Raw genomic sequence first — 25,570 nt, forward strand, 5'->3', positions numbered from 1 at the left:
ACAAGCGCAGCACAGCATTCTGGTACCATCCTCAAATCTGGCAGAAACCGTGCTCAGCACCTTTTCAGCCACTTCCTTTTACATATGGCAACGCTTTATATTTTCGGCATCGGGGGCACTGGTTCCCGGGTCATTCGTTCGCTCACGATGCTGCTGGCCGCGGGAGTGGAACTTCAAAATTGCAACCGAGTCGTTCCCATCATCATCGACCCGGATGCGCTGAACGGTGATAAGCAGCGCACCATTGAACTGCTGAAAACCTACCAGCGCCTGCGCCAGCAATTGCGGCCCGCGCCGGAAGCCGGTCAGTTTTTCCACACCGAAATTGCAACGCTGGCTTCCATGGCTGCTACTTCGGGGCAGGAGCGCGACCCGCGGGTGAAAGAAACCTTCGAGTACAACTTCAGCGGCATGGATGAGCCGTTGCGCGACTATCTGCACTACAACTCGCTGCCCGTTGAAACCAAGCACTTGGTTGATTTGCTGTTCGACCCCAAGAGCCTGAACGAGCCGCTGACGGTCGGTTTTAAAGGCAGTCCCAACGTAGGCAGCGTTGTGTTGAATCAGCTGATGAACTCGCCGGAAATCGAGTTTTTCGCCAACGGCTTCGGGCCCGACGACCGGGTGTTCTTCATCTCGTCGATCTTCGGGGGCACGGGGGCGGCTGGCTTCCCGCTGCTGCTTAAGAATCTGCGTAACCCCAAGGGCAACTTGGCCAAGAAGCACCTGCTGAACACGGCCCCGATGGGTGCGCTGACCGTACTGCCCTACTTCGACCTGAAAAGCGACGAGACCAGCTCCATCGATTCCAACACTTTCATCACAAAGACCAAGGCGGCCCTGGCGTACTACCAGCGCAACCTGCCCGACCTGAACTCGCTCTACTACGTGGGCGACCAAGCGCAGAAGCAGCAGGAAAACCGCGAGGGCGGCAACCAGCAGCGCAACGATGCCCACTTCGTGGAATTGGTAGGCGCGCTGTCGGTGCTGGACTTCATGCGCCAGCCGGCTGCTGTGCTCCAAAACGACACGCATTTCTACGAGTACGGCCTAGAGCGCGACGATATGGAAGTGCGCTTCGAGAGCTTCGACCCCAACCAAACGCGGCCGTTGCTCGGCCCGGCTCTCACCCGATTCAAATTCTTTGCTACGTGGCTGGAACATCATTTCCCCGAAACCGACGACGCGGTGTACGCCAAAAATATCAACCTGAAGAGTGCCTGGCAAACTGCCCCATTCTTTCGCGACCTGCGCCGCTTCCTATTCGACTATAACTCGCCTGAAGGCCAGCCCATCAGCTTCAAATCCTGGCTGCGCGAACTGCGCGACAACGCCCGTCACTTCGTCCCGTTCCGCCTCGATGAAGCTGATTTCGACAAGATCGTGCAGGGTCAGGAAGTGAAGAAAGGCTTCTTCAACTCCGACACCATCAGCCGCAGCTACGTGCGCGAACGGCTTGACAAGCAACTACGCAAAGTAACCGAAGCGGAAGCGCCTGGCGAGTTTGTGCGGGCCTTCAGCGAGGTGATGGAAGACGTAGTAGACGCCAAAGTACCAGGGTTTTAATAACCTCACCCCCGGCCCCTCTCCTCGGGGAGAGGGGTTCCAGACGACGCAGTATAAACTATATTCTTCCTCCCCGTTGAACGCACCCCTCTCCCTGAGGAGAGGGGCCGGGGGTAAGGTCCAACGAAACGTACTACATGAGTAATATCTTACAGCTGCTGGAGCGCGGCAATGCTAACCTGCGCGGCTGGCAGGAATCCAACCAACTGACGGCCTTGGAAGCCGAGCGAATGCTCGACCCCGCTGGCGGCAACTCCCGCCGCACGGCCACCGCCATTCCCACGCCTTTTGGCCGGCTGCACTTGCTGGAAACTGCTTTCAAATTCGTGAAGCAGCAGCCGCAGGGCCACTCGCTGTACCACCGGCAGGTGTCGCAGTGTTGGGACTTGCTGGAGCTGCTATTCTACAGCAAGCCCACCGACGAGTACCAACTGCGCTTTGTAGCCTGGCACAAGCAGGAGCAATTGCAGCAGTTGCAAGGCAGCTCCGACCCGCGCGTGAAGCTGCTCGGCGACACACTGGCGCTGTACCTGGCCGATGAACACTTCCGCGAGGTAGACGCGCTGTATTTGATTTTCGCGGACCGGCAGGATGCCAGCGGGCGCCGCACCACGCAGCTATTGGGCGGTACTTCGCCGTTTACGCTGGTATTTGTGCACCCGGAAGTACGGCCGCTAAACACGCAGCGCAAAGGCGGCACCGGCTTCTATTTCGACAACGAAGTAGTGCCCCTGACCGCTCGGAAAGCTGATTTTCAGACGTACATCTTCGGTCTGTTTGAGGTAGAGAAAAGCTTGCGCAGCAAAGACTTTGCAGGCAGCGTGTACGACTTCCTGACGGCGCTGGATCGGAGCCGCATGAATGAGCTGGCGGAGCTGAACCAAACGGCATCCTCCTTCAACCAGCCCTACGAGCCGCTGCGCGATGCGCAGGGCAATGCCGTGCAGATTCGGGGCGTGGAGCTGCGGCACCTGGCCGAGGCACAGCAGCCAATTAGCAGCGACTGGTTTGTGGCCGCTACGGTGCCACAACTCGGTAAAACGCCGCTGGCGCTGCTGCCGGGCCTGGATTTGCGCCGCGGCAACTACTTCGGTGGTACGCCCGGTACCGATTCCACGGTTATCAAGTGGAGCTACGACGAAGAGTTGGATAAGCGCCGGCTGGAAGGCTTGGGCGTGCAGTACCCCTTCCTGACGGTGAACGACTTGCTGGAAGACATGTTGGTGGAAGTCCCGTTTGCGGTGAACACCGAGCGGTTCCACTTCGGCACGGTGCTGCCGGAGCCGGGCACGCGCCTAGAGGACCGGCCGTTCCGGTTCCTGCTGCCGCTGAAGCGTCGCTACTTCGACTACTTCCGCCCCGAGGACCTGGACCGTTACCTGCGCCTCACGGTGTTTGACAATCACGTGCTAGTGCAGCTCGCTATACCCGTTACGAGTGGGCGTGAAGTGATGTACGAGCGGCGCTACTACTACCGCCCTGGGCCCGGCTCCAGTGCCGACCAGACGGTGGCCGCTGTGCCGAGCGACAACGCCAAAACCCCGTACAATGGCGGCCGGGTAAGTGCCCGCGTGAACGTGGGCGTGTTCCCGTTCTACAAGTTCCCGAACGTGGCGCAGGCTGGCGGCAACAGCCACTACTACGTGCAGCTAGCCGACCAAAACGAAGGTGCCGACTTGGCGCGTCTGCGCTTCTACACGGGGCAGCAAGCGTTGGCTCCGGCAGGCGCAGGCAATATGCGCGGTGTGCGCACGCACCAGCGCATGGGCCGCAACGCCCGCGGACCAGCCAGCACCTACTACGAGGTGGTGGGCACGCACTTCGATTTCATGGAAGTAGAAACGCCAGCCGCCGACTTCGCGCGGCCGGGCCGGGCGGTGAGTGGTTTGCTGGTGCCGCGCTGGCAGACGGCCGTGGGTGGTTCGCAACGGTTCACGTTTGCCGTGGACTTTGGTACCACCAACACGCACGTTGCCTTCGCGACGGCCGAGCGGGGCGAGCCGCAGCCGTTCAGCATCACCAAGGAGAAAGAACTTCAAGTGGTAACGCTCAACAAACCCCTCGCCACTTCCGATTATCTATTGCCAGTTCGCTACGGCGTGGGTAGTTTGGGCACTATGCCGCTGGCCGACACGGTGCGTAACCGCGAATTCGTGCCCGCCTTCATTGGTACCGATGGCGCCGACGTGGCTTTCCCTATCCGGACGGCCACGTGCGAGTCGCCGGCGTTTGTGGGAGAGGGCGACCCGATGCTGTTTGGCAGCATCAATATCGGTTTCCACTTGAGCCGCGACGGATCGTTGTACAACCACCCCGAGGATGGGCGCTATCAAACCAACTTGAAGTGGGATACCGAGGGTGCCCATCGCGCCGCCGGAGTGCAGCGCATTCGGGCGTACATCCGGGAGCTGCTGCTGCTTATTAAGCACAAAGTAGCGCTCAACGAAGGCGACGTGAGCCAGACCCAAGTGGTATGGTCGCGGCCTTTGAGCATGAAGAAGAGCGGCATCCGGGACTTCGAGGAAATCTGGCAGGAAGAGTTTTCGCGCATCTTCGGGCAGGAAGCTGGTACTCGCCTAGCGCACATCAGCGAATCGTGGGCGCCGTACCTGTACCTGACTGACCCCCGTACCGACGGCGGCATTGTGCCGACCGGCGACGAAAACGTGGTGAACATCGACATCGGTGGTGGTACTACCGACGTGCTGCTGTTGCGCGGTCGGCAGCCGGAAGCTACCCTCTCGTTCCGCTTTGCCGGCGACGTGCTGTGGGGCGACGGAGCAGGCGGCGGGTCGCGGCAGCAGAATGGCTTGCTGTACTACTACGTGAGCCGCACGGCCAACAAGCCCATCAGCCAGGAAGCGTGGGCAGCGCGCGAGGTGGTGAAGGCGGCGCTGGAAAGCAAGGCTGGCTCTGCCGACGTGGTGAGTTTGCTATTCGGGTTCGATAAGCAGCTGGAATTCTCGAAAGAGCTGCGCGGCGCCAAGCACTTGCGCGTGGTGCTGTTCCTGCACTTTGCGGCCATCGTGTACCACGTGGGCCAGGTGTGCAAGGCTCGTGGTCTGGATGTACCGCGTCATTTGTGCTTCAGCGGCAAAGGCAGCACCTACCTGCGCATGCTGGATTTGAATTCCAACTTGTCGGCGCTGACGGAGCTGGCGAAGCTGGTGCTGCAATTTGCCTCGGGCCAAACCGCGCCACGTGACTTCCGCCTCACACTAGTAGGCCAGCCCAAAGAGGCTACCGCCAACGGCGCCGTGCTCTGGAAGATGAAGGACGGCAATCACCTCAACGACCCCAAGGAGTTCGTGCTGCCGGGTACGGTGCCCGCGGACGTGGAGCCCTTTTCCGCGCCAGCCCCAACCTCAGTGCTGACCTTGGGCGACGCCACTGCTCTGCGCGAAGACGTGCTAGCTAATGCCCGCCGCTTGGTCCGTTTCCTCACCCACGATTCGCAGGAAGTTCGCGACTTGTTGGAGGACCTGAACGTGGAAATGAATCCGGACTTCGTGTACAACTTCCTCGATGGCCAACTCAAAGACAGCCTGAATGCCGGTCTGAACTCCTTGCTTAACAACGGCGCGAAGCCGGACGACCGACTGCCCGAAACGCTGTTCTTCTTCCCCTTCCGCGACGCCTTATTCCAGTTGGGCCGCGAGCTATTCAAACGGAACTATGCCACGCAACCGCAGTAAGAGTTCGGCCGCCGGTCAGTGGCTACGCGCCGCCGCGGTAGCCGCCTCGCTGCTATCCGGGCCGGCGGTACTGGCACAAACCAGCGGCAACGCGGCGGGAACCACCGAGGTGGTTCCCGCCAACGCCCGCGCTCAAATGTGGGCCGCTACTGCCCGGTTTGTTTACACCGACGACCCTGCCCTGAAGCCAATTCAGGCAGAGCTACTGAAGACTATCCAAGACAAGAGCATCTCCGCTTTCAACCAGGGAGTAGATGCGGCGGTGGTGCTAGAAAAGCAGAAGCTTGGTGCGCAGCAGCGGGTGCTGAAGTTCCGGGGCGTTGTCAGTACTATTCAAGACAAAGTCAACCCGAGTGACTACGGTGGGCTGGCCCAAGCCATAGTGGCAGAGCTGCAAAAGAACCCGGAACGCATGGCGGACCTGGAGCGCAAAAGCAGCCTCACGGCGCTGTCTAGGCAGCTCAACCAACTAGCTACCGGCACGGCTACTACGGCGGCCGAAGCAGCCGACACCGCCCCCACCATTGCCGACGTCACCGAGGTAGCGGCTACCCCGGCTCAAGACTCCGGGGCCGATGCCTACGAAGTACCCGAGGGGCAGCTACAGCCCGAAGCACAAACCGATATTCCTACTTCAACCCCTGCTCCTGCTATGCCCGATTCCGCTACTCCCCCGCTTCTTTGGGCTGCTTTGTTGATGTCGGGCCTGAGTTTGCTAGGCGTGCTGTACTTGCTGCTGACGCGTAGCAAATCGGGCGGGCGGCAACGCTCTTCGTCGTATGACGCAAGCACGTACGATAGTGAGTCCGCCAGAACCTCAACGCAACGGCAACAGTCTTTCAGTCAGGACGGTCGTTTGAGTAATGCGCAACTCATGGAAGTGCGCGAAGTGGTGTACAAGGCCTTGAATGAAGCTAAATCGCCTTCAACAGCACCAGCGGCGCCAGCGCCCAAGCAAAAGCAAGCGCCTAAGCCGCCAACCCGCCAAGCACAGCCCCAAGCGGCGGCACCAGCCCCGGTAGTTCCTCCGCAGCAGGCGGTTTATGCAGCTCCAGAACCCGACCAAACCGACCATTTGTTTGCCGTTGAAGCTCCGGCCGCCCCGGCACCAGCAGAGCCCGCAGCCCCGCGGGTGCATGTCATCTATGCCAATCAGCAGCCCATCAACGGGGCGTTTCTGCGCGACAATCTAGCCGACGCGCCTGCATCGTACACCATTTTTGAAATAATGGTGGACGAGCGGACTCCCGACCAAGGCACTTTCGTGGTCACGCGCAACGAAAGCGGCCATGGCGGTTACATTGGTAGCCACATGAGCATCTTGGAGCCGGCTTGCACCTACAATTACCCTACCGGCCCAGTGTCGCGCATTATCACCGAAACGCCTGGCACTGTGCAGCGCACTCCATCCGGCGACTGGCGCATCAACCAGAAAGCCCGGATTTATTTCGTGTAGTCGAGTGTAACTTTGTAAAGGAACGTCATGCTGCGCTGGCCGGAGCATGACGTTCTTATTTTGATTTAATACAGCACACTTGTTAAAGTGATTTATCCGCTGATGTTGTCAAACTATATCCGTCATGCTGAGCGCAGTCGAAGCATGACACTCTTACCACTCACACTTCTCTTTTAAACCGTACGTACCAATGGTAATTGCCCTGCTGGAACTGCTAGTAGTTATAGGCATTCTGACGGTGCAGATACTGGCTTTCCGCCGTAGCCGCCTCGATATTGAGCGACTGGCTACTCTGTTTCCGACGGACGACCAACTGCGCCTGCGCCGGGTGGAAGACGCCACCACTGGCCAGCAAGTAGACACGCTAGAAGCCCCCGCCGCTTCCCCCGACTTCAAGGACGTGCTGGTAGATACCAATGCCTACCTGCTCAAAAATAAGGGCACCGCCAGCTTCGATATCCTGCAGAACATTGCCGAGCGCCGGGCCGAAGCGCTGGACAATGAAGTGCAGCAAGGCACTTCTACCCCCCTATATGTCGGCTTGATGGGCACCTTTTTGGGCGCCATTCTTGGCTTAGGCAGTTTGCTGCTGAGCGGGGGCAAGTTCGATGAGGCCGCCATTCAGTCGTTTTTGCAGGGCGTGGCTATTGCCATGGTGGGCAGCTTACTCGGGTTGTTTTTCACGCAATGGGCTGGTATGCTTTACCGCGCCGCACACCGCCAGGCCGAGGAGCGCCAGAACGACTACTATACCTTCCTGCAAGTGGAGCTGCTGCCCATTCTGCACTCCGATATGGCCAGCAGCCTGAGCAACCTCAAGTCGGTGCTCGACAGCTTCAATAAGGAATTCGTAGATAAAATCTACGAATTCGGACCCATTATCAATGCGCTGAACGAGAACATCAGCACGCAGAAGAACTTCCTGGAGGAATTGCAGAAAGTAGGCTACACCCAAATGGCCGATGCCAGTATCCGGGTGTTCGATAAGGTGGCCCAAAGTGCCCACCACTTCGAGAACTTCTTGGTGTACCAGGATAAGCTGAATGCCACCATGATAGCCGGCAACGCCGTGGCAGACCGGGTTTCGGGCTTGCTCAACCGCCTCACGAATCTGGAAAAAGGCTTGAACGCCGTGCCGGAACTGGTTTCGCAGCACGATGGCACGGTGCGGGCGCAGCTCCAGTTTTTTCAGCAGAACCAGGCCGAAATGGCCCGCATGGCCGGCCAGACGCAGCAGTTCTTTGACGAGCAGTACCATCAGCTGGCCGATGTGATGCGCCGCCGCATGGGTCACTTCCAGAAGGAAGCCGATGAGGCCGCTAACTTGTGGCAGGACCATTTCAAGACCCTGAACCGCGACAATATCTACGAGAAGATTGTGCGCTACATGGAGCCGTTTAAGAACCTGCACCACCAGCAGGCGCAGCTTAACGCCCAGCAAGATATCCTGAGCCAGTCCATCAACCGCACCCACGACCGGCTGATGCAAAAAATGGCCGATGATGCGGCCATCAACACGCAGCTTCTCCAGCAGATGAGTACCCTCAACACGCTGCTTGAAAAAGCCACGGCCAAAGGCCCCGTCGGCCGCATGATGGAGAAGGTATTCGGGAGCCCAACTCCTGCCAAGCCCAAGGCCCGATGAAGACGACCGGCCGCAACAACTTCTTCTGGCCTAGTTACGTGGACCTGATGACGGCGCTGTTTCTGGTGATGTTGGTCTTGTTCGTGCTTAGCTACAAACGCTTCCAAGACCAGCAAAACAACAACGAGCGCCTGATTGCTGAGCTCCGCGTGCAGGTGCAGGAGAAGCGCAAGCTCGATGAAATCAAAGCCGCCCTCCAACGCCTGGAAAGCGACTATTTCACGTACAACCAGCGCTACAAACGCTACGAGCTGAACTTCCCCGTCACGTTTGCGCCCAAGAGCGACGCCCTACCCGATGTGGCTCGCACGCCCCTCACCCAAGCCGGCCGCTTCCTGCAACGCCAAATGCAGACCCTAGGCAACGACAACGTGCAGTACCTCATTGTGGTGGAAGGCCGCGCCGCCAAAGACCTGCGCTACCCCGACGACGACCCGCGCAACCTCGATGGACCAGCCGTACGGCAGCTTAGCTACAACCGCGCCCTGGCCGTTATCCGTCTGTGGGAGCAAGCGGGTGTCCGGTTCCCTTCCAATCTGGAAGTGGTAGCGGCGGGCAGCGGGTTCCGCGGCACCGGCCGCTACACCGGCGCCGAAGAAGGCAAGAACAAGCGCTTCATCATCCAGATTCAGCCCAAGATTGGCTCTTTGGGGAAGTAACAGGAGAGCTACTTGCCAAGCCCCGTATCATTTGGCAAGGGCAGCACCTCGTAGTGCGTGACGTACGGCTCCATTTCCAGCAGAAACGCCGCATCTTCTGGGTAATAGCGTGCTTGCTCGTAGGTAGGACCGGCGAAGGCCTGGATAGCAGCGTAGGACTCCCAAAAAGTTAGTAGCTGAAAGTGGGCGACCCCATCCTGTACTCTGCGCAAAACGGTTACGCCCTGGTTGCCGGGTGTAGTGCGGTAATCAGCTAAGCCGGTGCGAAGCAGGTACTCGTAGTAGGCGTCGGCCTTGGTTTCGGGCACGGCTCCATGCCACATTCTTGCTATCATGTGCTTTGCTTTTAGAAACGCAACCTATTCAGGAGTGGGCGGGGGTGCCACCGGATCGGTGAGCGTATTTTCTAGCAAGCGCTCCTGTTTTTGGTAGGTGATTTTATAGTCGGGGTTGAGGCGCAGGCGCATTTGGGCGCGGATGTACTGGTTTTTCTGAAGCGACTGACGAAAGCCGCGGCCCCGCTCGATGTAAGTAACCACCCGCGAACCGTCGTTGGCGGGGGCGGCTACTCGCAGACTACCGGGCTCCACTTGAAACTGCGCGTCTTTTAGCTCAGCAAACCGATTCTGCTCCAACCACGCGCTAATGGCCGCAGGCGTAGTGTTACGCAAAATCACAAACAGATCCACTTGCGGTGCGAAGTACTGGTCGGCGTTAAACGGTGGAGCTTGGATATCAGCGTAATAGGCTGCCAATACGTCGCGCACTCTATCAGTGGCCTCGTTGGTATTCTCGGCCGGCTTCGTTTCCGTGACGGGAGGAGTAGCCTGGGTTGCCTGGGGGGCATCTTCGGTAGTGCCGGAGGACGCCGCAACTGCCGCAGAATCAGTGGTTACGGGTGGAATTACGGGGGCCACGCGCACCGTTTCGGGCGCGGCGGCCGGTGGCAAGTCCAGCTGCTCGGCCTGGGGGCCAGTTTCAGGCGTGACGGCTACCGTATCGGCGGCAGTCTGGCTGATGCTGGTGAGGTGTTCACTGGACCTGGATTGTCCGGCAACCAGGTACCAAATAAGCGCTAGCAGCAACAGCCCACCGCCTATAGCCAGAATTTTGCCAAGCGGGCTTTTAGCTGGCGCATCTTCTTCCTCATACTCCTCTAAGTCGGGTGCTTGTGCTGTCGGCGGTGGCGTCACCACCAAGGGCTTCACGGCTACCGGTGGCCCAACCGGACGAACAGGTTCCACGGGCGGCACGGGCGGTGCTGGCGTTCTGGGTGGAAAGAAATCCGGCGGCGCGGTTGCAGCGGGCGGCGGTGGAGTTGGCGGGTAGAATTGCGGGGGCGTAGGCGAGACGGGTGGCGTGGGTGGCGTGGCTGGCCGCGGCGGATAGAAGTCCGGGGTAGAAGAGGCTGGCGGCACAACGGGAGCCGGCGTAGGAGCGTTGTAGGCTGGCTTATCGGGGCTTACTGGTGCAGCGGGCGGTTGCGGCGGCGAAGTTGGTGTTGATGGTTGCTTGAAGAAGTCCAGTAACGGCGGCAACTCCTCGGCTGGCCCGTTCGCCGGACTTGGAGCGGCGGGCGGCGCAGTTTCTGGCTCTGGCCGAACGGAGGTGGGTGTCTCAGGAGTTGTTGTGGGAGCCGTAAACGTAGGATTCAGTGGAACCGTCGGCGGAGCGGGTTGCTCGGCCAGCAGTCTGCCCTTCAGCGTCTCGAACTCCTGCGGCGTGATGGTGCCCGCATCAAGCAACTCCCGGAGTTGGCGAAGGGTGTCGAGGGGTGAAGAACCTTTTTCCATGTAAGCAGGGCGAATAAACTAAGGCAAGTACTGTCAGGCCTTAAACGAGAGTGAGGAAGTGGTGTTGGTTGGCGCCAGCGAAAGAACAGCTAGTGCCGTGCTTGACTAGCAAGCTGTTAGCGCCCGAGGGTGGAGAGCCGGTCTTTGCGTCGCTGTAGCTTGGCCTTACGCAATTCCAGTTGCTGCGCGTTGACGAGTAGCTGCGCGGAATCCTGACTGGCCTTAAGCTTGTTGTCGATGTTTTGCTTCTTCAACGCTTCAATTTTCTCTAGGTTATTCTCGGTGTTCTTTGCTAGGCTTGTCCGCTCTTTTTCCAGCCGGTCTTTTTCTTTTTCGGTTTCGCGCAGTTCTTTCTCCGCAGCCTCAATTTGCTCCTGATACGCTTTCAGGCGAGCCGCTTTGGCGAAGTTCTGGGCCATGGTCCGCATGGCTGCAAACTCAGTTGGTGTGTTTTCCGGGCTGAAGTAGGTTTTGGCATCGTAGCCGCCAAACACGGCCAGCTCCGTTACACTATCCGACGGCGCCGTTACCATGGCGTAGAGGTCAATCAGCTTGCCCGACACGCTAGAAGCGGGCACCTGCTTGGCAGCCAGCACGTCGCGCTTGCCCACCCCGAACGTGCCGTTGCCCTTGCTCTTGATATTGTAGGTATCTTTCAGCCAAGACTGCCAGAAGTTGCGGGTCCACTCAGGCGTACCGTCTACCAGTACCTTGGCCGCGGCCCGCTCTTGCTTTTCGTAGTTGATACTGTTGTCGCGCACTTCGTACATCTGCGCGCTGGCGGAATACCCTGTTAGCACAAACGCCAGCAGGAAAAGCAAAAAGTGAACTTGATTTTTCATGGGTTCAGAAGGGCAGTGAAGCACTGAAAGCTGCTGGGGGTGAAGCAGGATAATGAAAGGGCGCTAATAGATGTCGTGGCGTTCGAAGGTGGCTTGCAGATCCTGGTGCATCTGCTGGAACCGATTGATAACGGCGCGCACAAACTCTTCATCGAGTAAGGTGCGGACTTCCTCGTCGCTGGTCACGTCCATCTCGCTCACCTTATACGTTTGCTCGTACGGGCCTTTTTCGAGCTTGATGAGGTACTTCCCGTTCCAAGAAAAAAGTGTGATTTTGACCTCTGGATGCGGAATATCGGCAAGCTGACGCATGGTAGAAACAGAAGATGAAATAAGAATGCACGAAGATAGGCAGGACCACCCGACCAATGCCAACAGCTCGACATAACACCCTACGGCCAGAGTCGTACCACTACTGCACAGTACGCGCTTTTTATCAACTTAACCCATCTGGCACCATGGCACAAGGAGACAAGTCGGCTTACACCGACAAGCAGAAACGGCAGGCTGAACACATCGAAGAGAGCTACGAAAAGCGGGGCGTACCCGAAGAAGAAGCCGAAGCTCGGGCTTGGGCCACCGTCAACAAGCAAGACGGTGGCGGCAAGAAAAGCGGCTCGGGCCGTAAGAAGCCCGCCAGCCAAGACAAAAAAGACTAACTGACAAGGAGGTAGCGCGAAGCTTGGGCCAAGCGCTACTCCCACTCAGACCTCTGTGGCCGCCAGCAGGCAGCAGTACCACCTGCTTGACCCTCAATTAGCCCACTGACAAGCAGACAAACGCTACTTTTTTTTCTGCGCCACCATTTTCACCAGCCGCATCTGCTGCAAGCCAAAGTCCCCGATGCCTTCGGTTTCTTCGTAGCGCACAATGGTAAAGCCGGCAGCCGCGTACAGCTTCTTTAGCTCATCGGTGTCGAACACCACACTCTCTCCTATTTTGCGCTGCCGGGTAGCGTCGCGGTGGAAACCTTCGATAACCACCAATCCGCCTGGTTTCAGGCTCTGGTGCACTTTCTCGACGTGGTTACGCCCGCCCGCATAAATGAATGCCACCAAGTCCCACCGGTTGCTACCGAAATCAAACTCGGCATCATCCTGCACGAAGGTGGTAATGCGTAAGTTGGCTTTGCGCGCATTATCCTGCGCCAGGGTTACCGCCTCGTCGGCTATATCTACCCCGTAGGCATCCCAGCCTTGGTTTGCTAAGTACAACGTGTTGCGTCCCTGGCCCATGCCCACATCGAGCGCCTTGCCGGTGGGCCGGCCTTTTATGGTTTCAGCCAGCAGCTTGTTGGGCCGGGCATTAAAGGCCACGCGGGTTTCCTTGCCGGTAAGCACGGCATTCCACTTTTGACGCTCCAGTTCCTTGGTTTCCCGAGGGCTGGGCGCTGGCTTCAGCACAGAAGCCGACTGCTGTGCGAAGCCCGTCGTGGACAGCACAAACAGCAAGGAGACAGTAAATAAGGATTTCATAGGAAAGAATAGCTAACCCAATTTACGCGTATTAGAACGTCTGCCGTGCTATCGACTCGGTCAAAGACAACTTCTTCTGGCTGAAGTCGAGCACAAGGCAGGTGTTCTTATCCTATGAACGCAAACTGCCTTAGTATTAGTTTTCATAGATATTAAATAGTCTGTATCCCTCATATAGAGAGGTTGGGCAGGTACACCAGCCGGCCGCGGAGCGCTGAAGACGCAGTACTGGGTTGGGGCTTTCTTGCTGCCAGCGAAGTGGCAAGCCCCACCGATTCATACCTTGCACTTCCCACTTTTGCTTGGTTTTTTCCTTATGAAAATTTCCTTTTTGGCTGCGCTGACGTTGTTGCCGCTAGCAGCAGCAGCTCAACAGCAGGTGTACACGCCCGAGCTGCTTTGGAAGCTTGGGCGCCTCGGCGAAATGCAGGTGTCGCCGGACCGCAAGACGGTGGCTTACACGGTGACCCGCTTCAGCCTCGCCGACAACAAAGGCAATGCTGATATCTGGCTGGTGCCGGTAGCGGGCGGTCCGGCCCGGCAGCTCACCAACTCGCCGGACTCGGAAAACACGCTCAACTGGCGCCCCGACGGCAAGCTTACGTTCCTGTCGGCGGAAAGCGGCCGCGACCAACTGTACGTGCTAAACCCCGACGGCACGGGCAAGCAGAAGCTCAGTGAGTTTCCGGAGGAAGGCTTGGCCAACCTGCGGTACGCGCCTACCGGTAACTTCATCTTGTACACGCAAGATGTAAAAACCGGCAAATCGGTGCAGGACTGGTACCCCGACCTTCCCAAAGCCGACGCCCGCATCATCGACGGCCTCAACTACCGCCACTGGAATACCTGGGACGATTTCAAGTCGAGCCACGTCTTTTTTCAGCCTGTGGGGGAAGATGGGCGCCCAACGGGCTATGGCAAGGATGTCATGCCGGGTGAGAAGTTCGATGCGCCCTTGCAGCCCTTGGGCGGTGCCGAGCAGTTGGCTTTCGCTCCGGACGGGTACCGGCTAACGTATACCTCGCGCAAGCTCACGGGCAAAGCGGAGGCCGAAAGCACCAACTCCGATATCTATCTCTACGACATTCGAGCCGGCAAGACGCTGAACGTGAGCGAAGGCCTCGGCGGCTACGACACAGAACCGGTTTTCTCCCCCGACGGCAGCAAAGTGGCGTGGCTCAGCATGGCCACTCCCGGCTTTGAGGCCGACCGCACTGGCATCGTGGTCTATGATTTCAACACCAAACAGCGCGCCGACATTACAGCCAAGTCCGAGCAAGCGGCTGCCAACATCCGTTGGAGTCCGGATGGCAAGACGATTTACTTCGTGAGTGTCGTGGCTGGCACCGAGCAGTTGTTTTCTGTACCAAGCAAAGGCGGCAAAATCCGGCAACTAACCACAGGAGCGCAGAACTACAACAGCTTCGAGCTAGCGGGCCCCGACGTGGCCATCTGCAATAAAACCACCCAACGCCACCCCGCCGACCTGGTGCGCGTCGATCTGAAAACCGGCCGCGAAACGCCCCTTACCTCTATTAATCAGCAGGAGCTAGCCGGCATCAAAACCAGCAAGAGCGAAGCCCGGATGGTGCGCACTACCGACGGCAAGCAGATGCAGGTGTACGTTATCTACCCGCCGGACTTCGACCCGAGCAAGAAATACCCAACGTTGCTCTACTGCCAGGGTGGGCCCCAAAGCCCCATCACACAAAGCTTCTCGTACCGCTGGAATTTTCAGCTGATGGCGGCCAACGGCTACATCGTGGTAGCCCCGAACCGGCGCGGCCTGCCCGGCTTCGGCACCAACTGGAACAAGAGCATCTCCGGCGACTGGGGCGGCCAAGCCATCCGCGACTACCTCTCCGCCATTGACGCCGTGAGCGAGGAGCCGTACGTGGATAAAGACCGGCGCGGGTGTGTAGGGGCTAGCTACGGCGGCTACTCCGTATACCAGCTGGCGGGCAAGCACGAAGGCCGCTTCAAAACCTTCATTGCCCATGCTGGCCTCTACAATCTCACCAGTTGGTACCCAACCACCGAGGAAATGTTCTTCGCCAACCACGAGCTAGGCGGAGCACCTTGGCAGATACCCTCAAAGAGCAGAACACTTTCTAGCGCACAGAAAGATTCAGCTATGCGTGTTGAGACAGCAACACGCATAGCAACCAACCCTGAACCGGTAGCAGCTACAGACAACCTAGCAAATAGGTCTGCCCTCCTTGGTGCGGATGCTGAGTTCGAAAGGAAGCAACATGTAGCTCAGTCCTATCAAGAGTTCAACCCGCAGCTTTTCGCCCGAAATTGGGATACGCCCATCCTTGTCATCCACGGCGGCAAGGACTTCCGAGTACCTGAAGACCAAGGCATGGAAGCATTTGGCACGGCGCAGCTGCGCAGCATCCCGAGTCGTTTTCTGTATTTCCCCAACGAGGGCCATTGGGTTCAGAAGCCGCAAAACTCGGTGCTTTGGAACCGGGTGTTCTTTGACTGGCTGGGCCGAACGCTGAAGCCAGGCTCCTAGGCCGAGACTATTAAACAGTGGTATACTACCCGCTTGGCTAAACCAAGCGGGTATTGCTTTTTGGCTGCCGTGACTTATCGGGCCATACCAGCCCAGCAAGTCCCTGCTGCGCACCTCAGCTTCATGCTACGCTCATCAACCTGGTGTATCAGAAACGTAACACCCCAGATTGCTCGGCAACAACACAGTCTATAGCGGATTGACTGTCAATTACTTTGCTACAACCGAAGGTGCGTTGTGGTAACACGATTTTATAAATATTTATACGTATAAACACTGACAAAATATTACTAACCAACTAATGTTTTGTATTATGCAGATTAAATGCAGAATATTTCACATATATGATACATAAGTTGAGCTACGCTGTATATGCTTGGTTTATAATTATATGTATTCTGTGTGAGCACACAACGCAAGCAGCCCCAATAGAGGCGCAGGTGTTGCAGGACACGCTTTTGCTCAAGAATCCGAAAGGGGTTCACATTTCAGAGGCCTACCGCTATTATACTGAACCCTTTGCGGCGGCTCCCAACCCGGAGCAAGTGGAGGCACAATGGCGGGCCGGCAAGTTTCGGCCCGGCCCCTGGCACCAACCGCTGAACCTCGGCATGCTACACGAACGGGTGTGGATGCGGCTAGCGGTGCGCAACACCGAACTACAGCGCTTGCGCTACCTGTGGAGCATCTTCAACTTCGTTGATAGCGCCACGCTGTACTGCCGTCGGCAGGGCGAAACCACCTTCACTGCGTTAGGCACAGCCAGTTCTTGGACCCCTGCCTCCGAACGAGAGTTCCCGGCCCGGTCGGTGAGCTTTCCTTTCACCCTAGAACCCAATGAGTCGGCAGTGTTGTATCTGCGCATCGAGTTGTATTCCGGGGCGCTGTATTTGCCTACCTACATCGAAACGGCCGAGCACTTTCTGTCTTGGGAGATGAACTTTCCCTTCGAACGTCATTGGGTGTGGCTGCTTGGGTTTTACTTGAGCAGCGCCTTGTTCAACCTGGTGCTTTTCGCCTTCCTGCGCGACCAAATTCACACGTGGTACGTGGCCTACGTGGTGTGCGTGACCCTATTTCTGATGATGGAAGACAGTTTGGATGCTATGCTGCTACCGGCGGCGCTGTACAAACTGATTTGGTCGGTGGGGCAATTCAACTTCATGCTCTTGGCTGCCGCTGCTGGCATACGCATCATGCAACTGTTTCTGCGGCTGCGCAGTGGGTGGCGGCGGCTGTACCGGCTCGGCAACTGGCTGGCGGGCGTAGCAGTGGTGTTTGTGGGGGTGTACGCAACCCTGCTGCCCTGGGCAGTGCGCTACAGCATGTCGGTGGTGTTGATCTTGAACAGCATCCGCGAGCTGCTGCTCGTTAGCTTGTTCGCCTACGGCTGGGTGACGCTTATTGCCGTGATGCTGTCCTGGCGCCGCCGCCGCTTAGGCTTCTACTACACCCTCACCTACCTTTTCTTTTTCGTTGGGGCTGCCGTGTTCTGGCTGAATCACATGGGGCTGACCAGCTTCAACCCCATCTACCCTAATCCTTTGGCATGGGGACTATTTCTCGAGCTCTTGGTACTGAGTGCGCTCCTGACCGGACGCTTTCGGTACACGCTTCGGCAGAACGCGCAGCTACGCATCAAGCAGTTGCGGCAGCGCAATGCCTTGGGAGCCCGGCTCATTGCAGCGCAGGAAGAAGAAAGAGAGCGGCTAGCCCGCGAGCTGCACGATGCCCTGGGCCCCAACCTGGCGGCCTTGCATCTGGCTTGGCAGGGTCAGGCAGTGCAGCAGGCCATATCTAGCTCCCCGGAAGCCGCTGCCGCTGGCCGCCACACCGAACTGCTGCTGCGCCACCTGCGCGACGAAGTACGCACTTTCAGCCACGCGGTGCTGCCTGCTGAGCCCGGCCTCGGCAGCCTAACCGAATCTATAGCCGCCCTAGCCGAACTGCTCAACCTCTACGGCAGCCCCACCGTGCGCACCTATTGTGATGCTGGCCTTGAACAGCTGCCCCAGCCTCTTCAATTAGCTGCTTACCGCATTGCGGCCGAGTTGCTGAACAATGCCGTGCGCCACTCTCACGCCACTGAGGTTCAAGTGCAGCTGCTACGGCTTCCTGCGGCATTGGAAATCATGGTGGAAGACAATGGCAGCGGGTTCAACCCTACGGCTACAGGCCCAGGCATTGGCCTGCGCGGCGTCTATGCCCGAGCCGAGTACTTGCACGGGCAAGTCCATATTGACAGCACAGAAAAGGGCTCCTGCATTATGGTCCGGCTGCCCTGTTGACGCACCACATTTTTTTACGTGTGCGCAGTACCTGTTGAGTTGGGCAACAGCTATTTCCTGCTGAATTTGGTGTATTGGCCCTGTGCCCCCTGCCCCAACCCGTTTGCCTATTCAAGAACCTCTACCTCCACCTTTCCTATGCCGTGCCGTTTACTGATTCTAGATGACCACTTGATGCTGACGCAGAGCCTGGCTCGGCTGCTGGCTGAGCAGTCAGATTTGCGCGTGCTAGGGCAATTTGGTTCTGGCAATGCGCTATTGGCATGGTTACACGCGGCAAGTGAGGCACCAGCCGACGTACTCCTCCTCGACCTACACTTACCCCCCCCCGATGGTCTGACCTTGCTTCCGTTGCTGCGACGCCAATGGCCTAGCCTGCGCGTGCTGGTGTTTAGTACGGCAGCCACTCCCGAGCTAATGAAAAACCTGGAAGCGGCCGGGGCCAGCGGCTTCGTGCCGAAATCAGCTGATGCGGCCGAGTTGCTGACGGCTATTCGGGTGGTGCACGCCGGGAAGCGCATGTTTCCGCAGGTGTGGCAGTCGGTGGCGCAACCGCTCGATGGCGTACTTCCGCCATTGCACCATCTTTCCCCTCGGGAACGAGAAATTGTTGGGCTGGTGCGCGCCGGCCTAACCACCCGCGAAATGGCCGACCGGCTTTCCTTGTCGGAATTTACGGTGAGCACCCACCGCCGCAACATCATGCACAAGCTCAAGCTGCACAACGTGGCCGCGCTCGTGCAGTTTGCGCATGAGCACGGCCTGTCCTGATATGGTGCCAGCAGGCAGGATGCACAACAGAGTACGCTAAGCAAGCGCCAAGGAAACCGTTGCGCCGAGCCGGCCTACAGGCCGGACGTAGTATAGCCCAGCACAGCCGTTTCGCCTTCGTCTGATAGCACGAACGATTGGGTGCCAGGTGCCACTTCGTAGCGGAACACCACGTCGGTTTCAAAGGAAATAAAGTATCGGCACAACAAGTCTAGTGCGCGCGCCTGCCACGTACCGGGAGCCAGATATACTTCCAGCTCGGCCGTTGACAAGGAAAGCAAGCTAACTTCCAGGGCCGGTAGGGTTTCCTGGTACGCGCCACTCAACACCAGGTCGCGGCCAAGCTCGCCCTGCCCCAATATGGCGCCGGATGCTCCATCGGCCAGCTCAATAGCCTCGGCGGGAAACTGTAGCGGGGCCACGGTTTGTAAGTGCACGGGCACTTCCAATACGCTTTCAAAGACCTGCTGCGTACGAGGCAAATCACCAACAATGCGGTGCGCTAAAGGCAGCAAGTACAATAGTGTGGTTACCTGTTTGGGGGGCAGTTGGCCGGCTAGTTCCCAAAAACGGGCCAGCACTTCGTTGTACCACTCTGCCGACAGGTTGGTCATGTACCGCCGCTCCTCTTGCTCTAGCAGCACCCGGAAGCGGTAGAGCTCTTGCTCGAAAGGCAGAAAGAAGCGCCGAGAAGCCTTTTCGCGGCGGCGCTGAGCCTGAATATCTTCAATCATGGCCCGCACTCCTTGCTGGGGTGTGGGGTCGCCGGGATGATGGAAAAGCTGCTGAGGCAAGGCATCATACAGGCCCTCGCGGTGCACCTCAATGGCAGTTTTCAAGGTTCGCCACTGTTCGGTTTCCTCTTCCTTTACGTCGCCGATGTCGCGGCGGTAACGACGAGCAAACAAACTAACGGGCCGAACAATGAAATCGTCGAATTGGTAGCCATAGGCCAATAAATCGGCTAGCACTACCTCCAGGCGCAAGTCCAGGGATTGGCGCCGCAGCTTGTCGAGCAACAACCGGGGGCCATTGGCGGCGAGGTACTTAACGGGGGCCGCCGGAGTAGCTGGCACTGTCCCGAATAAGCGTCCATATGCGCTTGGGTTTGGCATACTATCTTTTTTCTGACAACTTACAATCAAATGACGGAATGTTTAAAATCAACGCCAACAACCCGTCGGTCCTAAAGTAGGTAAAGCAAAGCGTTCTGCGCTTTACTTCTTGTATGGCTTCAACTAGGATGCTACCCTGTGTCTTTGTTTTTTTCATTAATATAGAAAGACTGATTAAGCTAGCTTCAACTATGCTGACTCCTAATCCGGAATCGCACGCGCGCAGCGCAGTAAGCAATATATTCTCGAACGCCCGCTCTAGCCTGCAACAGAGTCCGACGTTTGTAAGCGTGTTTCTGTATTTGCTTAGCAGCCTCTTGCTGTTCGGCTTGCTGGGCGTGGGGGCCGTTTACAGCCCGCTGGCATACAAGCTCACCTTTCTGCTTATGCAAGTGGCTGCGCTGCTCTTGGGCTGCCTGCACCTCTACACGCAACAGCGGTGGCTGGCCTGGTTCAACCCCGACGATTGGATGCACGGCACCGTGATGACGGTGCTGAGTTGGATGGCCGGTGCCCTGGGCGTGTCGTTGCTGGTATGGCTGCCGGCGCTGGAAGGGCGTACGGCGCCTTCGGCCTTCATCATGGCTACGTTGCCGGTTGTTATTCCGTACTTTTTTTATGAGGCTTACCGCGCGTGGCGTCAAATTCCGCACAAGCAATACCAGCTCTGGTATTATCAGCCCAACTCGCCCGGCCCCGACCTGGCCCGCATGGACCTCAGCAATTTCATGGTGGTGCACTTCTGGATGTCGCGCCGCTTCGGCGAGTCGCTCTACCACGACTTCTCCACGAAGGCGCCGCACGAAATGCTTTTCAGCGACCTGTTTCAGATTTTCCTCACCGACTACAATGTGTTGAAACCCGAGCAGGCGCTCCAGTACCTCGACGAGCAGGGCCAGCCCTATGGCTGGATATTCTACGCCAAGCAGCGCTGGTGGAAACCTCGCCGCTACATCAATCCGGACTATAGTTTCCGCAACAACTTTATCAAGCAAGGTGACATCATTGTTGCCCGTCGGATGGTTCGTTAGCCCCTAGTGTCGCGTTGCTGCGAGGCACTTGCTAATTTGCCAAGCCAAATAGTCTTTCTCGCTTTTCTTCTATCTGTTTATATGCTACCCGAAATCAAGCATTATCCTGTGAATTGGGTTGATGGGATGAAAATCTCCCGTCGGCATTTCACCGAGCTTGAACAATTCACCACCGAACATCTGCGTGATGCCACCGCGGTTGGCCTCAGTGGCCACCGCTACGGGCTGTTGCCCACCGACCCGCACGGCCTTTCCTCGTTTGAGTTGCAGCTGAGCGTCGACCAGCAGCAGGGCGTGCAGGCTCGGCTCAGCTATTGCCGGGCTATTACGGCGGGCGGTGCCCGCATCGAAATAACGGGTGGCAGCACGCCGCTTACTTTGCGCACCAGCCTGGCGCAGCTTCTAAAAGAGTTTAATTTACCGGCAGCTACCGAGCAACTGCGCTTCAGTGTGGTCGTATCCGTGAATCCGTACGTGCGGGTGCCCATGGGCCAGCCGGCCCCTGAGGAAGTGCCACCCCGCCACCCTTACACGCTCCCGGAGTACAAGCTGAGCGTAGTACCTACCCAGCAAGTAAATACCACTGCCGTCAGCTCGTTCCATTTGGTGGTAGGCGAATTGCTATATGCCGATGGCGCTTTGCGGCCCGTGGCGCAGTTTATTCCGCCTAGCACGTCGCTTACCAGCCACCCGGCGCTGCTGAAGTGGCTGCACCAGGTGGAGCATATACTGCAGGAAATCGAGACGGACGCCTTCAAAATCATTCATAAGGTGAAGCTGCGGCCCGACAAGAAAAGCCACCTGAGCGAGCAAGTGCAGTTTCTGGCGGAGCGCACTGTGTTTGCCTTGGCGCAGCACATTACTAGCCTGCACCTAAGCGCCGCCGAGCAGCCGCCCATCCACTTACTCGATACGCTGCTGCGCGTAGCCAAGCAAGTGAAAACCGCCCTCGATTGCCTCACCGAAGCCGAGCGGGAAGAGTTGTTAAAGTATTTCGAGCAATGGTCGGAAACGCTGCCCGCCACGCTGCTCAACGCCCTGAGCGGGGCCGTGACTATGCGCTACGACCATCACCGAGTACACGAGCATTTAGAGCAGCAGTATGCGCTATGGCAGTTGGTGGCCAATGTGTTTCGTCAGCTAACCCAGCTCGAGTACATCGGCAAAAACAAGGAAGGCTGGAAAACCTTCATCAATGAGAATCCGGTGGAGCCAGCAGCTGCCCCAGAAAAGCCCGTTACGCGGTGGAATCCATTTTAAGTTCGTTTTTCGCTCGTTACCTCTCCCGCCTGCATGAAGCCCCTCAACCACGTTGAACGCACCACGCGCCTGTGGAAATTTTCGCTCTTCTATCTTCTGGCGCTGGCGCTACCGCTGGTAGCCTCCTATTTCCTGTTCTCCGACGGTACTGCCACCGCTGAAAATCAGAAGCTGAAACTTGAACTGCAACGCACCCGCGACGAGCAGCAAAAGCTGCTTGCCCAACTTGATACGCTCACGGGCCACCTGCAACGCATCGAGCTAACTGACCGCCAGCTACGCACCGAAAGCAACGACTTAGTTATCGGCGACCTGAAAAAGCGCACCCAGGACTACTTGAACGCCATTGCCGTAACGCTCAGCGAATTACGCCGCGACTCCACGCAAATGCAATTCGTCACCAACAAGCGCCTTGCCCACAACGTGCTGCGCGACTTCGACCTGTTCCGCAGCAACCGCAGCACGGTGGACTTCCTGCGTGAGTCGCTCGACAGGCGGGGCATCGATGTATCGGGGCGAGAACAAATGGCCGCCGAGCTAGCCCAAACCAAGCAATTGCTGGCCACGTACCAAGCTGCTGCCGCCAACCGCCCAGCTCCGGTAGCTAGTGGCGGCGGGGGTGGCGGAGGAGGCGGTGGTGGTGGCAACAGTGCCACCAATGCCCGCAATGCCGACCTGCAGCGCCGCTTGCAGGAAAGCCTCAATGAAGTGGCCTTGCTCAACGACCAAGTGAGCTTCGAGAAAGCGGACTGCCTACGCTTGCGCGCTTCAGGCCTAGGCAAAGAGCAGCGCAAGGAAATGCTAGAACAGTCGCGCAAGGGCTTTGTAGCCATTCTGCAAAACCCTAACTCGACTTCGGAGTCCATGAAAGGCAGCGTGGAAAAAATGATTGATTCCATCGACAAGGAGTTAGGCCGCAGACGAGGATTGTTCAACAACTAGTGCTAGCGGCGCTTCCTTCTCTTCAGTTGAAGTCAACAAATCAGTTTTCGATGAGCCAGGAGTACTACCGTTTGCCGCTGAACTTCGAGGAGTTGCTTCAGCGTCGGCCGCTGGCCCGCTGCTCGGTGCAGGAGTCTATTGCGCAGCACTTGTATTTGATGCTTACCACTCACTTCGGGGAGTCGCGCTTTGATCCGGGCTTTGGCTGCGTGGTATGGCAGCAGGATTTCGAGGTCATGACCACTATGCGCTGGAAAGACAACGTGCAACGGTCAGTGGAGCTAAGCATTACGGAGCGAGAGCCTCGGCTAGAGCAGGTGAAAGTGGTAATCAGCATCGAGGACTTCGAAATGAAAGGCGTGAATCAGCGAATTCGTAAGCGGCTGGAAGTAACGGTCCGGGCCGTGCTGCACCGTACCAACGAGCCGTTTGCCTTTCGAGCCAGCCTATTTGTGGCGCCCCTCGCCGTGGTGTAACCACAGCTCCGAGCCCAAAAAAGTAACAGAATAGGCTTTTGTCTGGGCTTACGGCCAGTCTTCAACTACTTATACTAGCCGAACACGCCCTTCTCCCCTCTACCCTCTCATATACCCAGTTCTATACCTATGCAGGCATCTGAAGATTTCACTAAAGCAGGCATTAAAAGCCGCCTCACCCAGAAGGCCGCCGAAATGTGGGGCTACAGTGAGGCCGATATGGATGGCTTCGACCCGCTGGTGCAAATGCTACTGGAAGCCTGCGCAGTGGAGCTAGAGAAGATAGGCCAAGAAATCAACAATACGCAGTACCGACTAGTAGAGCGCTTAGCGGGCTTGCTCAACCCCGACGTAGTAGACGCGCCCCATCCAGCCCACGCCGTGGCGCAGGCCCAACCGCGCGAACCTATTCTGCACCTGCCTGCCGATGCACAGTTTGCTTTTCAGCGACCAGCAGCGGGCCGGGCAGCGGCGGGCCCGGCCATGTTCTTCTCACCTTTGCAAGCCACTCGCCTCACCGAAGGGGCCGTGCGCTACTTAGCCACCGACAGCCAGGTGTGGCGCGTGGAAACCGCCGCTCAGAAACGCCTGACGGCCGTTGCCAGCCAGACAGCCCCGGCGGAGCATCGTCGCCTTTGGATTGGCTTGGAACTGCACCCCGATATAGAGTCGCTGGCGGACCTAACCTTTTATTTCGATTGGCTGAACGAGCCCCGCCGCGAAGCCTATTTTTCCTTCCTGCCTGGGGAAACCTGGCGGTTAGGCGAGCTGGTGCTACCCGTTGCGCAAGGCCTAGATGCCAGCCTCCACGACGCAACGCCTTTACTCCACCAGGAATACGACTTCCTGCAACGGGTAGAGCAGCATGTGCGCAACTTCTACGCGCCTGGGTTTGTGCGCTTGCTGGGGGCTCCAGATGCAGAGCTGCAATTCTACATGCGCGAAACGTTTCCGGCGACGTTAGCACCGCGCTTCTCAGCGGAAGTGATGCAAACTTTCACGCAGCCGCTGGTTTGGTTGGAGGTGCGCTTTTCTCATGCGCTGCCGCCTGAAGCGTTGAACACCATTGCCTGCGGCCTCAACTGCTTTCCGGTGCTCAACCGGCGGCTCAACAAACAGCTATTTCGGCTCCAACCCGCGCTCAACATCTTCCCTTTGCAGTCGGAGGAGGCGTTTCTGGCAATCCGAGAGGTGTACAGCTTGCGCAATGTGATATTCCGCTCCACTACGCTCAGCAGCTTGCAGGAAGGCGCAACCGATACGTACACTCTGCGCTACGGCGCCGGCCGCTTCGACGCCCGTTCGGGCAAAGAGGCCCTGCTGGAGTTGCTAGAGCTATTGCGCGACGAAAGCCGAGCTTTCACAGCCACTGGCACCGATTTCGTATCCAATACGCTACGCGAGCTAAACCAGAACCTAGCTCGCCTGGAAGAACGCCTCGCCCAAGCCAACTCGGAACTCGCCAGTGACCCGGCCCCCTACGTGATGCTACGGCCGCACGATCCCAACGACAGCGTGTATCTGGAATACTGGTCGAGCGACGGAGAAGGGGGCAACCGACTCCCCACGGGTTCCAACCTGCAAGTTTACGATGGGCACTACCTTGATAGGGTGCAGTTGCTTACCACTACCACCGGCGGCCGAGAGCGGCCCCGGCCCGAAGAACGAGTACACGCGCTGCGCAAAAACCTGCTTAGCCGCAACCGCATCGTGACGGTGGAAGACATTCGGGCGGCGTGTTGGGCCGAGCTAGGCAACCAGCTTGGGCAAGTGCGTATCGAGAAAGGCTTTCGTAACGGCACCACCCCTACGGCGGGGTTTGTCCGCTGCATTCGGGTACAGCTCACGCCCGCGTTGGGCAGTCGGCTGTCTGCCCCCGAATGGCAACGCACAGCCCAAGAGCTGCAAGTGCTATTAGCCAGCCAGTCCGCCATGAATCTGCCCTACGAGGTAAGCGTCGCAACAAACTAAACTCAGGCACAACACAGCAAAAGGGGCTTTCCACTACCTGGAAAGCCCCTTTTGCTGTTCGTGG

At 57.9% G+C, this 25,570-nt stretch carries 20 protein-coding genes; 14 read left to right on the top strand and 6 right to left on the bottom strand.

From position 1 onward, the window contains the following. The first annotated feature begins 84 nt into the window (after window positions 1-84). The 5 genes from MTX78_RS18865 to MTX78_RS18885 all read left to right on the top strand — a co-directional run bounded on the left by MTX78_RS18865 (window position 85) and on the right by MTX78_RS18885 (window position 9,021). Window positions 85-1,566: a hypothetical protein gene (locus MTX78_RS18865; RefSeq protein WP_243797419.1), complete on the top strand. Its 1,482-nt coding sequence runs from the start codon at window positions 85-87 to the stop codon at window positions 1,564-1,566. 137 nt (window positions 1,567-1,703) lie between these two features. After that, complete coding sequence (locus tag MTX78_RS18870; RefSeq protein ID WP_243797420.1) at window positions 1,704-5,261, top strand: hypothetical protein; 3,558 nt, start codon at window positions 1,704-1,706, stop codon at window positions 5,259-5,261. After that, window positions 5,242-6,717, top strand: coding sequence for a hypothetical protein (locus MTX78_RS18875; RefSeq protein ID WP_243797422.1), 1,476 nt, complete (start codon window positions 5,242-5,244; stop codon window positions 6,715-6,717). The genes MTX78_RS18870 and MTX78_RS18875 overlap by 20 nt, the downstream gene beginning before the upstream one ends. A gap of 190 nt (window positions 6,718-6,907) precedes the next feature. After that, entirely contained in the window at window positions 6,908-8,362 is a 1,455-nt protein-coding gene (locus MTX78_RS18880; RefSeq protein WP_243797424.1) for a hypothetical protein, read from the top strand. Further along, a complete protein-coding gene (locus tag MTX78_RS18885; RefSeq protein WP_243797425.1) occupies window positions 8,359-9,021 on the top strand; it encodes a hypothetical protein in 663 nt (220 codons plus the stop codon). Before MTX78_RS18880 ends, MTX78_RS18885 begins: the two co-directional genes overlap by 4 nt. 8 nt (window positions 9,022-9,029) lie before the next feature. On the opposite strand, the gene MTX78_RS18890 is transcribed toward MTX78_RS18885, so the two are convergent. The 4 genes from MTX78_RS18890 to MTX78_RS18905 form a co-directional block, all read right to left on the bottom strand. Then, window positions 9,030-9,356, bottom strand: coding sequence for an antibiotic biosynthesis monooxygenase (locus tag MTX78_RS18890; protein WP_243797427.1), 327 nt, complete (start codon window positions 9,354-9,356; stop codon window positions 9,030-9,032). Between the two features lie 24 nt (window positions 9,357-9,380). Then, window positions 9,381-10,814: an SHOCT domain-containing protein gene (locus MTX78_RS18895; RefSeq protein WP_243797428.1), complete on the bottom strand. Its 1,434-nt coding sequence runs from the start codon at window positions 10,812-10,814 to the stop codon at window positions 9,381-9,383. Window positions 10,815-10,930: 116 nt separating this feature from the next. Beyond that, complete coding sequence (locus MTX78_RS18900) at window positions 10,931-11,656, bottom strand: ATP synthase subunit B family protein (RefSeq protein WP_243797430.1); 726 nt, start codon at window positions 11,654-11,656, stop codon at window positions 10,931-10,933. A gap of 63 nt (window positions 11,657-11,719) precedes the next feature. Beyond that, window positions 11,720-11,968: a hypothetical protein gene (locus MTX78_RS18905; protein WP_243797431.1), complete on the bottom strand. Its 249-nt coding sequence runs from the start codon at window positions 11,966-11,968 to the stop codon at window positions 11,720-11,722. Between the two features lie 146 nt (window positions 11,969-12,114). Between MTX78_RS18905 and MTX78_RS18910 the strand changes: the two genes are divergently transcribed. Continuing rightward, window positions 12,115-12,315 (top strand): hypothetical protein, encoded by a 201-nt coding sequence (locus MTX78_RS18910; protein ID WP_243797433.1) that lies wholly within the window; start codon window positions 12,115-12,117, stop codon window positions 12,313-12,315. Window positions 12,316-12,438: 123 nt separating this feature from the next. Here MTX78_RS18910 and MTX78_RS18915 read toward each other — a convergent pair whose 3' ends face one another. Next, window positions 12,439-13,131 (bottom strand): class I SAM-dependent methyltransferase, encoded by a 693-nt coding sequence (locus MTX78_RS18915; protein ID WP_243797435.1) that lies wholly within the window; start codon window positions 13,129-13,131, stop codon window positions 12,439-12,441. A gap of 316 nt (window positions 13,132-13,447) precedes the next feature. On the opposite strand from MTX78_RS18915, the gene MTX78_RS18920 reads away from it, so the two are divergent. The 3 genes from MTX78_RS18920 to MTX78_RS18930 all read left to right on the top strand — a co-directional run bounded on the left by MTX78_RS18920 (window position 13,448) and on the right by MTX78_RS18930 (window position 18,711). Continuing rightward, a complete protein-coding gene (locus MTX78_RS18920; protein ID WP_243797436.1) occupies window positions 13,448-15,652 on the top strand; it encodes a S9 family peptidase in 2,205 nt (734 codons plus the stop codon). Window positions 15,653-15,996: 344 nt separating this feature from the next. Then, on the top strand, window positions 15,997-17,940 hold the full coding sequence (locus MTX78_RS18925; RefSeq protein WP_243797438.1) for a sensor histidine kinase: 1,944 nt from the start codon (window positions 15,997-15,999) through the stop codon (window positions 17,938-17,940). A 138-nt stretch (window positions 17,941-18,078) separates the two neighbouring features. Further along, entirely contained in the window at window positions 18,079-18,711 is a 633-nt protein-coding gene (locus tag MTX78_RS18930; protein ID WP_243797439.1) for a response regulator, read from the top strand. A 74-nt stretch (window positions 18,712-18,785) separates the two neighbouring features. Here the strand turns inward: MTX78_RS18930 and MTX78_RS18935 are convergent, their stop codons facing one another. Continuing rightward, complete coding sequence (locus tag MTX78_RS18935) at window positions 18,786-19,826, bottom strand: type VI secretion system baseplate subunit TssG (protein ID WP_243797441.1); 1,041 nt, start codon at window positions 19,824-19,826, stop codon at window positions 18,786-18,788. 191 nt (window positions 19,827-20,017) lie between these two features. On the opposite strand from MTX78_RS18935, the gene MTX78_RS18940 reads away from it, so the two are divergent. The 5 genes from MTX78_RS18940 to MTX78_RS18960 all read left to right on the top strand — a co-directional run bounded on the left by MTX78_RS18940 (window position 20,018) and on the right by MTX78_RS18960 (window position 25,506). Further along, window positions 20,018-20,857: a TssN family type VI secretion system protein gene (locus MTX78_RS18940; protein ID WP_243797443.1), complete on the top strand. Its 840-nt coding sequence runs from the start codon at window positions 20,018-20,020 to the stop codon at window positions 20,855-20,857. Window positions 20,858-20,938: 81 nt separating this feature from the next. Next, window positions 20,939-22,117, top strand: coding sequence for a hypothetical protein (locus MTX78_RS18945; RefSeq protein ID WP_243797445.1), 1,179 nt, complete (start codon window positions 20,939-20,941; stop codon window positions 22,115-22,117). A gap of 33 nt (window positions 22,118-22,150) precedes the next feature. After that, entirely contained in the window at window positions 22,151-23,059 is a 909-nt protein-coding gene (locus MTX78_RS18950) for a hypothetical protein (protein ID WP_243797446.1), read from the top strand. Window positions 23,060-23,085: 26 nt separating this feature from the next. Continuing rightward, a complete protein-coding gene (locus tag MTX78_RS18955) occupies window positions 23,086-23,535 on the top strand; it encodes a GPW/gp25 family protein (RefSeq protein WP_243797448.1) in 450 nt (149 codons plus the stop codon). 129 nt (window positions 23,536-23,664) lie between these two features. After that, window positions 23,665-25,506 (top strand): type VI secretion system baseplate subunit TssF, encoded by a 1,842-nt coding sequence (locus tag MTX78_RS18960; RefSeq protein WP_243797450.1) that lies wholly within the window; start codon window positions 23,665-23,667, stop codon window positions 25,504-25,506. The last annotated feature ends 64 nt before the right edge of the window (window positions 25,507-25,570 follow it).

The organism is Hymenobacter tibetensis, assembly GCF_022827545.1.
Classification (GTDB): domain Bacteria; phylum Bacteroidota; class Bacteroidia; order Cytophagales; family Hymenobacteraceae; genus Hymenobacter; species Hymenobacter tibetensis.

Coding starts and splice junctions, on each gene's coding strand:
- MTX78_RS18865 (WP_243797419.1), top strand. CDS start 85: ATGGCAACGCTTTATATTTTCGGCATCGGGGGCACTGGTTCCCGGGTC.
- MTX78_RS18870 (WP_243797420.1), top strand. CDS start 1,704: ATGAGTAATATCTTACAGCTGCTGGAGCGCGGCAATGCTAACCTGCGC.
- MTX78_RS18875 (WP_243797422.1), top strand. CDS start 5,242: ATGCCACGCAACCGCAGTAAGAGTTCGGCCGCCGGTCAGTGGCTACGC.
- MTX78_RS18880 (WP_243797424.1), top strand. CDS start 6,908: ATGGTAATTGCCCTGCTGGAACTGCTAGTAGTTATAGGCATTCTGACG.
- MTX78_RS18885 (WP_243797425.1), top strand. CDS start 8,359: ATGAAGACGACCGGCCGCAACAACTTCTTCTGGCCTAGTTACGTGGAC.
- MTX78_RS18890 (WP_243797427.1), bottom strand. CDS start 9,356: ATGATAGCAAGAATGTGGCATGGAGCCGTGCCCGAAACCAAGGCCGAC.
- MTX78_RS18895 (WP_243797428.1), bottom strand. CDS start 10,814: ATGGAAAAAGGTTCTTCACCCCTCGACACCCTTCGCCAACTCCGGGAG.
- MTX78_RS18900 (WP_243797430.1), bottom strand. CDS start 11,656: ATGAAAAATCAAGTTCACTTTTTGCTTTTCCTGCTGGCGTTTGTGCTA.
- MTX78_RS18905 (WP_243797431.1), bottom strand. CDS start 11,968: ATGCGTCAGCTTGCCGATATTCCGCATCCAGAGGTCAAAATCACACTT.
- MTX78_RS18910 (WP_243797433.1), top strand. CDS start 12,115: ATGGCACAAGGAGACAAGTCGGCTTACACCGACAAGCAGAAACGGCAG.
- MTX78_RS18915 (WP_243797435.1), bottom strand. CDS start 13,131: ATGAAATCCTTATTTACTGTCTCCTTGCTGTTTGTGCTGTCCACGACG.
- MTX78_RS18920 (WP_243797436.1), top strand. CDS start 13,448: ATGAAAATTTCCTTTTTGGCTGCGCTGACGTTGTTGCCGCTAGCAGCA.
- MTX78_RS18925 (WP_243797438.1), top strand. CDS start 15,997: ATGATACATAAGTTGAGCTACGCTGTATATGCTTGGTTTATAATTATA.
- MTX78_RS18930 (WP_243797439.1), top strand. CDS start 18,079: ATGCCGTGCCGTTTACTGATTCTAGATGACCACTTGATGCTGACGCAG.
- MTX78_RS18935 (WP_243797441.1), bottom strand. CDS start 19,826: ATGCCAAACCCAAGCGCATATGGACGCTTATTCGGGACAGTGCCAGCT.
- MTX78_RS18940 (WP_243797443.1), top strand. CDS start 20,018: ATGCTGACTCCTAATCCGGAATCGCACGCGCGCAGCGCAGTAAGCAAT.
- MTX78_RS18945 (WP_243797445.1), top strand. CDS start 20,939: ATGCTACCCGAAATCAAGCATTATCCTGTGAATTGGGTTGATGGGATG.
- MTX78_RS18950 (WP_243797446.1), top strand. CDS start 22,151: ATGAAGCCCCTCAACCACGTTGAACGCACCACGCGCCTGTGGAAATTT.
- MTX78_RS18960 (WP_243797450.1), top strand. CDS start 23,665: ATGCAGGCATCTGAAGATTTCACTAAAGCAGGCATTAAAAGCCGCCTC.